Below are 11,240 nucleotides of genomic sequence, written 5' to 3'. Positions count from 1 at the left end.
CAGAAGGTCTCCCCGTAGTCAGAGCGCCACCGGTAGAATTACTGCTCGTACCCAGCCACCCAACCCCGGGGAGCCTATGCCTACCGCACCTGCCGCGCACCAGCGTCCGCCCATCACCGCCCTAACCAGGGCGCTCACCAGCACACCGGCCCTGGTCACAGCCCTAACGCTCACCGTCATCAGCGCCTACCCCTTCCTTTGGGACGAAAAAATGGTGGCTCGGGAATTCTTCGACCTACAGGTCTACTACGGTGGGGTGGCCCACTGGCTAGAAACCGGCCAGCTCTACAACTGGGCCCTGCCGCCCGAGGAAATCTACGGCTTTACCTACCCGCCTTTTGCAGCCCTGGTTTTCACTCCTTTTGTACTGCTCACCAGTGCAGATACGGCTGGGCCAATATTTCTGTTGCTCAATATTGCCGCGCTGGTAACTCTGGTCTATCTCTCCTGCCGAGGTATGGGGGTGGGCAAGCGCCCCGCCCTGGCAGCCGGGCTCTGGCTCACTCCCCTGCTGCTCAAGTTCTTCCCCATCAGCTTCAACATGGAACTGGGGCAGATCAACCTCTTTTTGGTACTGCTCATTCTCACCGACGTCATCTACCTCAAGAACACCCGCTGGCACGGGGTGCTCATTGCCCTGACAGCCTGTATCAAACTCACCCCGGCTATCTTCGGCCTGCTCTTTCTCGCCACCCGCGATTGGAAGTCCCTGGCCCGTTTCGTGGGCACCGGTCTGGCCTCTATCGCGCTGAGTTTTGCCGTCGATTTTGAGGTAGCCCGCGAATACTTCACCGAGAAAATCTTTGAATCCTCCCGCGTGGGGTCAATTACCGGGGCGCTGAACTATAACCTGCTCGGCACCTGGGCTATGCTCTTCCCCGCCTGGCTCACCGGCGTCCTCTTTGCTATCACCGCTCTGGGGTCGGTGGTGCTCACCTACCTGGCCGTGCGCAGGCTCGCCGGGCAGGACGTCCGTGGCGCCTACCTGGGGGCAGCCTCCTGCGTTGCGGTGCTGGGGCTGCTGCTCTCCCCCATCTCCTGGACCCACCACTGGGTCTGGTTCGTGACCTTCTTGGTCTTCGCGGGCCTCTACGGCTGGCGCAGCGCCCACACCGGCTACCTCTACCTGGCCGCCACCGGTATGCTCATCTTTGCCATGCCCTTTGCGGTCTGGTTTGGCGGGCACGACTGGGGCGGCAACGAGTGGCCCGAGCACCTGGCCCTCCTGCATGCCCTACCGGTGGCCTGGGCGGTCGCCTACCTGGCTCTAGGGGCTAGAAGCCCTCAATCCCCCAGCTCCCGTAAGCTGCCAGGGAGTTAGCACGGATATCCCGGCAGAGCTCTTCCAGGTCGGCACCCAGGTGGCCGGCCATAAAGCGGACGGTGTAGTTGGTCATGTAGCTGGCATTAGGACGGCCCCGGAAGGGGTGGGGGGTCAGGAAGGGCGCGTCGGTCTCAGCCAGAATCAGCTCCCGGCGGGCTAGCTTCAGGGACTCCTGAATACCGTGCGAGTTCTTGAAGGTCACGGTGCCGGCAAAGCTCATGTACCAGCCCTGCTCGTTACAAATCTCTGCCAGGTCAGGCCCGCCGGAGTAGCAGTGGAAAATCACGGTCTCGGGTGCGCCCTCATCGAGCAGAATGCGGACGACGTCCTCGTGCGCGTCGCGGTCGTGAATCTGCACGGCCTTACCGTGTTTCTTCGCCATACGGATATGGGCGCGGAAGGACTCCTCCTGGGCGTCCTTCCCCTCCTCACCGGTGCGGAAGTAGTCCAGACCGGTCTCGCCCAGGGCACGGACGCGCGGGTCAGCTGCCAGCGCATCGATAGCGGCCAGGGCTGCCTCTAGCTGGCCAGCCTCAGCCAGCTTGGGAGCCTCATTGGGGTGCAGGGCCACAGCGGCTAGGACGCGGGGGTCAGCCTGGGCTGCTCGCACGGCATAGAGGGAACTGGGCACGTCACAGCCCACCTGCACAATCGCACCGATTCCCAGGGCTTCGCCGGTATCGAGGGCATCGCGGGCGGTGACGGCGACCTCGCCGTCGAGCAGGTCCATGTGGGTGTGGTTATCGACGATGGCGTAGGGCAGGGGCGCGGGAGCGGGCGGGAAGACCAGGTTGCGGCGGCGCCCGTCCTCTCCCTTCTCACCGCGGCGGCGGGTGCCCTCCCCGCTGGGCTCGCCCGCGGTGTTGTAGCGGTCAGCCTGGTATGCCGGGGGTACCTCGCCCTCGAAAATCGGTTCGGGGGTCTCAAAGATGGTGGCGGTCTGCTCGGCCTCACTGGGCAGGTAGGAGGCAAAGCGCTCGGCAAGCTCGCGGAGTTCAGCGTCGGTCAGGGTGTGGTCGGTACACATAGGTTTAGCTTTCTGAATCTTTGACGGCCAGGGTTGCCTGGTAGAGGTCACGCTTAGACACCCCGTGGGCCTCGGCGACCTGGGCGCAGGCGGCTTTCAGGCGGACGCCACCGGCCACAAGCTCCAGGACGAGGTCGGTCAGGTTCTCTGCCTCTTCTGCCTCGGGTTCGGGGGCGCCCTCCACCACGATGGCGATTTCGCCCTTGATCTGCTTAGATTCGGCCCAGGTAATGAGTTCTTGCAGGCTGCCGCGGGCAACCTCTTCGTGCAGCTTGGTCAGTTCCCGGCAGACAGCAGCGCGACGTTCTGCCCCGAAGACTTCGGCAAAATCGTGCAGGGTCGCGGCCAGCCGGTGGGGGGACTCGTAGAAGACCATGGTGCGCTCTTCACTAGCGAGCGCGGCCAGGCGCCGGGCGCGGTCGGCTCCCTTCCGCGCAAGAAAACCCTCAAAGGTGAAACGCCCCGAGGGCAGGCCAGAAACAGCAATCGCGGTGACGACGGCTGAGGGGCCCGGCAGGGCGGTAACGGTCAGACCGGCGTTGGCCACAGCAGCTGCCGCGACATAGCCGGGATCGGAGACAGCGGGCATACCGGCATCCGACATGAGCAGGACGGTCTGCCCGGCTGCCACAGCCTCAACGATTTGCCCAGCCCGGTCAGCCTCGTTGTGGTCATGGTTGACCAGCACCCGCCCCCGGGTGGTGACGCCCAGCCCAGCGGCTAGTTTACGCAGGGTACGGCTGTCTTCAACGGCGAGGACGTCGGCGGACGCGAGCGCCTCGCGCAGGCGCGGGGAGGCATCGGCTAGGTTGCCGATGGGGGTTCCACCAAGGATGAGGGCGCCGCCTTCGGCCGGCGCAGCGGGCGTGGTGTGAGGGGAGGATTCCATAGGGTTAAACCCTACTACTTTTGTTCCCCTACAAGTAGGGACCAGATTCCTCCCGACGTCCTTGTCCACCACACATACAATCGTTACTTTTCTGGTCCATTGTTACCTGAGCGCTGCGATTCTGCTGCTCCCGTTTTTCCGTTGCATGGTGGCAAGAACTTCACGAACGATCCTCTGCGGATGGTTCACAACGGTAGACCAGTCATAGCGCAGCACATCCCACCCAGCGTTTTTCAGCAGCTTCTCGCGTCGTACCTCGCTGAAGAAAACCTCATCGCGGCTCTGGGAATCAAGGTATTTCACCCGCCCATCAAATTCGAGGGCAATCATTTCATCTTCGTAAGCAAAGTCGAGCCGGAAGTGTTCGTTATCAACCCAGACATCAACCTGCTGGGTTGGCAGGGGTAAGGGGCTCATGTGTAAGACCCATTTCAGTTTACTTTCACCAGCACTCTCGCTCGAAGAACTCATGAGGCCGGCGACCGTCCGCATTTTCTGAACTCCGCGCCCCCTCTGGCGCCCCAAATATTCCGCGACTTCCTCAACGGTGCATGCTCCCTGATAAAGCGCTGACTCAACCGTAACTAGCGCTGAGGACGGATGCAGGTAGCGGCAACAGTCAGCTAAAGTCCGCAGGCGGGTAGTGAGGTGAAATAAACCGTGCGATGACGTCGTATCGAGAGCTGTATACGAATAGTGCTTTGCAATACCTTGAGCACGCCCCCGTGAACTAGGGTGGCACTGTACATCTACCAGCTTCTGATCTACTACGGCAAAGCCGTGCAACCAGGCAGCGGTTTGGTGGGTAAAGATGGTTTGAGGGTTCTTCTTGTAAACAGCAGAAATAAAATAGGGGTACTGCTGATAGCGGGGAAGCTGACGAAAATTTGACTGGGTTGTATAAACGCCAGGGAGGAGACGAGTCAGCTCCTGTTGTCTAACCCGGCGAGCGATAACAGTAGAGCTCATGCCCAGCTGCTGCAGTTCCCTGTAGGTATAAACGGTTTGAAGGCTATCGAGAATATCCATGACAGCATTCTGTTGTGTATGAGCTAATTTTCTAGAACTGATGTTTTCTGTGGATAAAGTTTCTCCCAGTCTCAACGTATTGCGCCAAAAAAGATTTTTTATCGGTCGGGTTGTTACAGCGCATATACAGATATCCACAGGGTAGCTTCACCACCCAGTGGGTTAGACCCCGCCCCTCGTAGGGACCAGAAAAATACCGACTGTAGGTCATGGCATGAAGTATTTTGGGAGAAATCTGGTCCCTACTAAATAGGACCAGAGGAATCTGGTCCCCACGCGTCCGCGCGCATGATTCTGCTGCCCCGGGTAGCATATCTAGGGTGACATCTAACCCAACCTCTGCCGTCCTGACCCTCAAAGACGCTTTCACCGAGTCAGCCCTCCGGGCGCGGCTAGCTGTAACAGCGGTACCGCTGCCCCGCTACGGCTGGGTGGCGCCCCTGCTTGTGCTAGTACTTGCCGGGCTTATGCGTTTTGTAAACCTGGCTAACCCTAACGCCATCGTCTTTGACGAAACCTACTACGCTAAAGACGCCTACTCCCTGCTGCACTTTGGGTATGAGCGCAACTGGTCTGATACAGCCAACGAGACTTTCGTTGCCGGAGCCCCATCGGGCATCCTTGAAACCGCCGAATATGTGGTTCACCCGCCGGTTGGTAAGTGGATGATCGCCTTCGGCATGGCAATTTTTGGTGACGATAACCCCTTCGGCTGGCGCTTTGCCGCAGCACTCACCGGCACCCTGTCGGTGGGCCTGGTCATGCTGGCTGGTTGGTTACTCTTCCGCTCAGTGACGGTAGCAACCCTTGCTGGCTTGCTGATTTCTATCGACGGCCTGCACTTTGTGCAGTCCCGTTTTGCCCTACTCGATATCTTCCTCATGTTCTGGCTGATGGCCACCTTCGTGGCCCTGCTGCTTGACCGCTACCAGGGAAGGCGCCAGCTCGCTGCCCGGATCGCAGCTCACGCCCGCGAGCACAAGGGCGCCCCCACCGACGACTTCATGCGCTATGGCCCCTGGCTGGGCTTCCGCTACTGGCGGTTCATCGCAGGCATCTGTGCGGGTCTGGCGGTCGGCGTCAAATGGAACGCCCTCTTCTTCATCGCTATCTTCGGCCTGCTCACGGTCTTCTGGGACGCCAACGCCCGCCGTATAGCCGGCATCCGCCGCTGGTATGTCGCGGGCTTCCTGCGCGACGGCGTCCTCGCCTTCTTTGCTCTCATCGGTACCGGCCTGCTCACCTACCTGGCGACCTGGACCGGCTGGTTCCTTTCAGACTCAGCCTACGACCGCAACTGGGCAGCAGAGCACCCCGGCGAAGGAGTTCTCTGGTTGCCGGAGTCTCTGCGCTCGCTCTGGGAGTACCACCGCTCTGCCTATGCCTTCCATTCGGGGCTGGATTCTCCCCACACTTACGAGTCCCCGGCCTGGCAGTGGCTGATTTTGGGTCGCCCCACCAGCTACTACTATGAGTCCCCTGACCTGGGCGTGAACGGCTGTACGGTTGATTCCTGCTCTGAGGCGGTGCTGAATATCGGCAACCCGCTCATCTGGTGGTCCTTTATCATCGTTGCGACCCTGTCCCTGCTCATTGTGCTGCTGCGCCGCGACTGGCGTTTTGCAACCCTTTTCGCGGTCTTCGCGGTGGGCTATTTCCCCTGGTTTGCCTACCCCGAGCGCACCATGTTCTTCTTCTACGCTCTCTCCTTCGAGCCCTACCTGATTCTTATGCTGGCAGGTATTTTAGGGCTGGCGCTAGGACGCCCCGGCGACAGCGTACGCCGCCGCCGGGCCGGGCTACTGGTGGTAGGGCTCTTTGTGGTCTTCGCGCTACTGGTCTCTATCTACTACTGGCCTATTTGGACAGCCCAGACCGTCCCCTACACCGAGTGGCGCGAGCGCATGTGGTTTGACGCCTGGATTTAAGGGTTTACTTGGTCAGGAGTTCTTTGAGCTCCTGACGCTCTGCCCGGCGCTTGAGGGCTAGCTGCTTGCGGTAGCGGGTAGGCCAGGTCATAGCGAGGATGGCTGCCGTCATCAAGAGGGTGAGGGCACCTGCGGTGGCGGCGGCGTCCACCCAGAACTGGGGCGGGTAGAGACGGATGAGTGTATCGCTCATGCGGAACTGCCAGTTGCCCTGGGGGAAGAATACCTCGTGGAAGGTAGTGAAGAAGGCTTCCCAGCCGATAGCTCCGGCAACGCCCAGGCCAACAAGTAGGGCCAGGGTGAGCCAGGCACCGGTGAAGAGGGATGAGCGCAGGACGCCCGGGGCCCGCAGGCGCAGGGTTCGGGCTGAGAGCAGGGCCAGTACCAGCATGATGAGGGCAAACGTGATACTGATGAGCATGACCCGTTTGACGTCGGTCATGTGCTCAACTTCGCTGGCAAGGAAGGCAGCGTTACCGCCGGTGGTGATATCGGCCAGGTAGGTGTGGGGGGCAAAGTTCAAGATATAGTCCAGCCCGTAGGAGCCCAGACGCAGTCTTTCCTGGGTATCGAAGCCGTAGCTGTCTGCGGGGAAGCCGGGGCGGTGGTATTCGAGCCAGAGGAAGGCGGGGCTGGCAACCGCGCGCACAGCTACCATGGTGATGAGCACAGGGACGGCAAGAGCGATTAGGGCCCGGCGCAAGCCCAGCAGTCGGGGGGTATCGTCCACCGCAACTTCACGGGCTTCGGCCCGTTCTGACGCTGGTGTCCCCTCTGATTCTTCGCTGATAGTCTCAGCCTGGGCCGGATCCTCTGTTGAAGAGTCGGCCAGAGCCGCCTGCGGGGTATCAGCAGGGGGTGTGCTCTCTTCAGGGCTCTTTACCGTCGCCAGGGTTGAGGTCCATGGGGCGGTTTCAGGGGGAGTATCTTTCCCTGATTCTGCCTCTGTCTGGTTGGTTTCAGATGAGCTGGTGGAGGTACTAGCGGGGATGTGAATACCGCGTTCAGCCCAGCGGGCTGACAGTAAGCTATCGGCCTTGGGTGGGGTGAGAGCGGGACTGAGTTTCTTCCACTCCTGGTTCTGGTCAGGCTGTTGGGCCACGGCGGGTTTCCTCCCAAGATCTATACGGGGTGCATCTGCCTGTGTATTCTACGCGGTAGAAAGCAAAAACTCCCGCCTCAGCACCGGGGAACAGTGCTAAAGGGCGGGAGCTTTCTACACTATGACAGCAAGGGCACTGGTATTACCAGTTACCCTTCCAGTTAGAGTCATGATAGTTGGCAAAAGGAATATTCCAGTCGCCGTAGCCATCATCAGGGTCAGCCTGGGGGTAGCCGGTATTGACGGTCTCTACCACATCGCCCACTCCAAAGGTGTTATAGAAGAACTTGGCGTCTTCAGGTAGCAGACCAATGCAGCCGTGGGAGACGTTAACAACGCCCACCGAGGACCAGGCAGAAGGCAGAGCCTGATGAACAAAGACGCCGCCAGCGGTCAGGCGGGAGGTCCAAGAGGCCCAGAAAGGCTCATAGTAGTGAGGGTCGTTGACGGTTAGGTTCAGAGAGCCGGGGTTAAAGTAGTAGCTCTCAGCCTGCTCAATAATTACTAGCTGACCGACCACTGAGGGCCAGTCGGCGTTTCCTAAAGTAATGGGGGCTTCTCGCACCAGGGCGTCATCAACATACATTTTGATGGTCTTGGTGTTGTTATCGGCCAAGGCGTAGCGCTTGTTCCAGGTCTTGAAGGTATAGGTAGTAGTGTGGTTACCGATCATGCCGTTACCCACATCCAGACCAAAAATGTCTACGGTGATGGAGATAGTGGAGTTAGTGGCCCACTTGTCTTCGGGGCGGTAGCGCACCATGTAGTCGTTGTACCAGCGGAACTTGCCAGCCTGGTCGCCGCCGCCCTTAATGGTGATGCGCTTTTCGACCTCAGCCTTGTTAAGAATCGGCTCGGAGAAGTTGAACTGGATGATCTTACCAATACCGTAGCTGGCGCCCTCTTCGATGTTGAGGCGGGTGTCTACTTCGTAGGCGGCTGAGACGGTAGAGAAAGTGCTCTTGCCGCTGCCCTTAGTCCCTGCGGCATCTGTGGCTTCCCATCGTACGGTGTAGTCACGGTGAAAGAGCATGCGGTCGGTAGAAGCCCAACTCTTGCCATCTGCTGCCAGCTCACCGGCAAGTTCCTCGCCCTTTGCGGTGGTGACGGTGACCTTGGTGAGGGTTGAATCAGCGGTAGTGACGGTGACGGTTTCGAGAGGGTTAATCTCAATCTCATCGAGGGCGGGGGAGACCTCTATGGTACCGAGGAATTTGACGGTGGGCGTGGGGCTGGGTGTGGCGCTGGCGCTGCTGGTTTCGCTGCTGGGTCTGGCGCTCTCTGAGGTGGAGCAGGCGGCAAGTGCTACGGTGCCCAGGGCTCCGACGGTTACGAAAGACCGACGGGTGAAGGCCTCTCGGCTGGCTGTGTTGAGGGGGTTGACCACGAACTTTTCTTCCTTATATCACGTACTACAGGCGCAAGTGTGTTGTGTGCTCGTCAAAGTTTATCGGATAGGGGCTGTTTTTGATACAGCAATTACAAAAACCCGTTGGTCAGGGGCCAACGGGTTGTGCTGGTTCAGTTTTTAGACTGACCGCAGCGGTGGGTAGGAGGCATCTTCCTGCTGCTCTTCCTCAGAGCTGGTGGCAGGGGCGTCCAAGCGCACCACCTCCCAGCCTTGCGGGGCGGTGAGACGGTCAGCATGAAATTCGCACAAGTCGTAGGCGTGGGGCTCTCTGTGGACTGAGAGCGGGCCAATCACAGCGGTGGACTGGGCATAGGCGTAGGTGAGCGTGAAAACAGCCTCACGCTGGCAGGTTTGGCGTGAGCACTGGCGGGAGGTTGCCATGAATCAAGCCCTTCTTTCTTAGATAGCTTGCTTGCGGAGGCGGCGGCGTTCACGCTCTGATAAGCCACCCCAGATACCGAAGCGCTCATCATTTTCCATGGCGTATTCTAGGCAGGCCTGACGAACGGGGCATTCGCTGCATACACGTTTAGCGTCGCGGGTGGATCCGCCCTTTTCAGGGAAGAAAGCCTCGGGGTCGGTCTGGGCGCAGAGAGCATCTGCCTGCCAGGATAGTTCACCGTCATCCCCATCGGTGCTGTAGATACCGGCGGCCTGCTGCCAGAGGGAGAGGTTATCGGAATCAGCAGCTGAGACGTCGGTCGATGACGCACCAGCGGGTGAGGCATCGGTAGCTGAGCTAGAGGCAAGCGTGCTTGCGCAACCGTGGCTTTTGGGGGCGGTGTCATTGAGCAAGGCAGTAGCCTGGTCTTCTAAATACTGGGCAAAGTGCATAGTGTGGTGCTGGGCCACATCAGGCGTGCGCCCTGCAGCGCCCTGAGGCAGGCGGCTGTGGAGGCCCATATTCTTCCCTTTCATATCCCAAACAGAGGACAGAATAAAAATTTCCCTGCACCTAATTACACGCGTGTAAAGGCCTATTCGTCAAGCTGAGATTAAAAAATCTTCATTACACGAGATTTTCTCACAAAAATTTGCGTTTCACTGTGGTATATGCATTTACCCCCGCCGAGCTGGCCGCTAGCCCTAGAACAGATGCTGCCCTAGAGTAAGGAGAATGACAGCAGCATCTACCTACACCGGCTCTTCCTTCCCCCAATTCATGGCCCATTTAGCTCAGCGGCAACACCCCACCCTGCTCTGGTACTCGACCCCCGGCGAACGCATCGAACTTTCAGGGCGGGTCTTTGATAACTGGGTGGCCAAGACCGCTAACTTTTGGGTGGACGAGTGCGAGGTTGAACCCGGTTCCCTCATAGTTCTGCCCCAGCGCCTGCACTGGCGGTCACTGGTTTTGGCGGTCGCTGCCCTGCGGGTGGGGGCTACCTTGGCCTGGGGGCAGCAGGCGGGGGCGGACGTCCGCGCAGCCTTTGACCCCGCAGAGCTAGAGGGCGCAGATGAGGATTATCTTCTTGCGGTGGCCGCTGAGCCGCTAACTCCTCGTTTTATGGGGCAACTACCGGCAGAGGTTATTGATTATGCGGCTGAGGTGCGCTCGCACCCTGATGTTTATGTGGGTTGGGCGGCTCCTGGCGCGCAGGATCAGGCCTGGGAGGGGGCTAGCTATGGGAGTCTGATGGGCCAGCTTGTTCAAGAGGCTGTAGCTCTGAACACTCAGTTCGAGGCTGAGGTGGCGGCCCTACAGGTTCCGGGTGAGCATTTTGATGCCGTCTACCTGGAGAAGGCCCTGGCGGTGATGGCTTCGGGCCGGGCAGCTCTTATGCTTGACCCGGCGGTGGCCTGGAATCAGGAGCGTTTTAGTCGAGTTTTGGGCGATGAGCGGGCCCGGTCTTTGCCGTCTCAATAACGGGTAGGGAGCCTGTCATAATTTGGGTGGCCTCTTCAATGAGGTCGGCCCGCTTTTCTTCAGTGGTTTTGTTTTCGCTATGGTTCTTGCTCTGGGAGAAGACCCAGAATTTGTAGAGGAAGTAGCGCACGATGGTGCCCAAGATGGTGCCAATAATGGTGCCTGAGATGAAGGATGCTTGGGGGCTGGTGAGCCCTAGCACATAGACGCTAAAGAGTACGCAAGAAGCCTCAACACCGATACCGACGGCGTTGACGAGGCCGAATTCAATGGCCTCGCGCACCTTGTTGCCGGTGCGTTTTTCGCGGAAGGTCCAGAGGCGGTTTGCCACCCAGGAGAAGATGGTGGCGACAATGCCAGCTACGACCTTGGCCTTAGCGTGCCCATCGGAGAAGATGGAGTGCATGAGCGTCCAGGTCACCGCTGAGTTGATGATAAAGGCCATGCCGCCAACGCTGAGAAACTGCATTACTTCTCGGCCGTGGCTATGCCAGAGGGCAGCGAGACGCTCTTTTAGCGAAGTCATGTTTTCTCTCCCTAGTCAGTTGAGGGGGCAGGCCCCCTCTAGGGTGGGAACTGCTCGGTTACCTGTAGCTTGTACAGTATATAGCTCAGACTTTTACAAGCACCCTACACCCAGGTAGCCTAGTGGGTGTGACTTAC

11 protein-coding genes are annotated in these 11,240 nt (G+C 59.4%); 3 read left to right on the top strand and 8 right to left on the bottom strand.

Translation table 11 applies throughout. The features are described from left to right. Nucleotides 1–76 precede the first annotated feature (76 nt). Nucleotides 77–1,321: a glycosyltransferase 87 family protein gene (locus ACEE09_RS03515; RefSeq protein WP_449082119.1), complete on the top strand. Its 1,245-nt coding sequence runs from the start codon at nucleotides 77–79 to the stop codon at nucleotides 1,319–1,321. Here the strand turns inward: ACEE09_RS03515 and ACEE09_RS03510 are convergent. The 3 genes from ACEE09_RS03510 to ACEE09_RS03500 all read right to left on the bottom strand — a co-directional run bounded on the left by ACEE09_RS03510 (nucleotide 1,275) and on the right by ACEE09_RS03500 (nucleotide 4,269). After that, nucleotides 1,275–2,351: a TatD family hydrolase gene (locus tag ACEE09_RS03510; RefSeq protein WP_449082117.1), complete on the bottom strand. Its 1,077-nt coding sequence runs from the start codon at nucleotides 2,349–2,351 to the stop codon at nucleotides 1,275–1,277. The two genes, ACEE09_RS03515 and ACEE09_RS03510, sit on opposite strands and share 47 nt — an antisense overlap. Nucleotides 2,352–2,355: 4 nt before the next feature. Continuing rightward, nucleotides 2,356–3,240: a 16S rRNA (cytidine(1402)-2'-O)-methyltransferase gene (rsmI, locus tag ACEE09_RS03505; RefSeq protein WP_449082116.1), complete on the bottom strand. Its 885-nt coding sequence runs from the start codon at nucleotides 3,238–3,240 to the stop codon at nucleotides 2,356–2,358. A gap of 102 nt (nucleotides 3,241–3,342) precedes the next feature. Further along, entirely contained in the window at nucleotides 3,343–4,269 is a 927-nt protein-coding gene (locus ACEE09_RS03500) for a hypothetical protein (protein ID WP_449082114.1), read from the bottom strand. 320 nt (nucleotides 4,270–4,589) lie between these two features. On the opposite strand from ACEE09_RS03500, the gene ACEE09_RS03495 reads away from it, so the two are divergent. Continuing rightward, nucleotides 4,590–6,197, top strand: coding sequence for a dolichyl-phosphate-mannose--protein mannosyltransferase (locus ACEE09_RS03495; protein ID WP_449082112.1), 1,608 nt, complete (start codon nucleotides 4,590–4,592; stop codon nucleotides 6,195–6,197). Nucleotides 6,198–6,201: 4 nt separating this feature from the next. Here the strand turns inward: ACEE09_RS03495 and ACEE09_RS03490 are convergent, their stop codons facing one another. From ACEE09_RS03490 to ACEE09_RS03475, 4 genes are all read right to left on the bottom strand, one after another. Further along, the gene (locus ACEE09_RS03490) at nucleotides 6,202–7,299 is read right to left on the bottom strand and encodes a TIGR01906 family membrane protein (protein WP_449082110.1); all 1,098 of its coding nucleotides are present in this window, start codon (nucleotides 7,297–7,299) and stop codon (nucleotides 6,202–6,204) included. 142 nt (nucleotides 7,300–7,441) lie between these two features. Beyond that, on the bottom strand, nucleotides 7,442–8,686 hold the full coding sequence (locus ACEE09_RS03485; RefSeq protein WP_449082108.1) for an Ig-like domain-containing protein: 1,245 nt from the start codon (nucleotides 8,684–8,686) through the stop codon (nucleotides 7,442–7,444). A 141-nt stretch (nucleotides 8,687–8,827) separates the two neighbouring features. Further along, nucleotides 8,828–9,091: a DUF3499 domain-containing protein gene (locus ACEE09_RS03480; protein ID WP_449082106.1), complete on the bottom strand. Its 264-nt coding sequence runs from the start codon at nucleotides 9,089–9,091 to the stop codon at nucleotides 8,828–8,830. An 18-nt stretch (nucleotides 9,092–9,109) separates the two neighbouring features. Next, nucleotides 9,110–9,613, bottom strand: coding sequence for a WhiB family transcriptional regulator (locus tag ACEE09_RS03475; RefSeq protein ID WP_449082104.1), 504 nt, complete (start codon nucleotides 9,611–9,613; stop codon nucleotides 9,110–9,112). A gap of 214 nt (nucleotides 9,614–9,827) precedes the next feature. Between ACEE09_RS03475 and ACEE09_RS03470 the strand changes: the two genes are divergently transcribed. Next, on the top strand, nucleotides 9,828–10,577 hold the full coding sequence (locus tag ACEE09_RS03470; RefSeq protein WP_449082102.1) for a TIGR03089 family protein: 750 nt from the start codon (nucleotides 9,828–9,830) through the stop codon (nucleotides 10,575–10,577). Here ACEE09_RS03470 and ACEE09_RS03465 read toward each other — a convergent pair. Further along, a complete protein-coding gene (locus ACEE09_RS03465) occupies nucleotides 10,528–11,103 on the bottom strand; it encodes a GtrA family protein (RefSeq protein ID WP_449082100.1) in 576 nt (191 codons plus the stop codon). The genes ACEE09_RS03470 and ACEE09_RS03465 overlap by 50 nt on opposite strands. Nucleotides 11,104–11,240 lie beyond the last annotated feature (137 nt).

The sequence above is a fragment of the Rothia sp. 88186D007BW genome (assembly GCF_053544215.1).
This window is presented reverse-complemented; position numbering and strand designations above follow the sequence as displayed.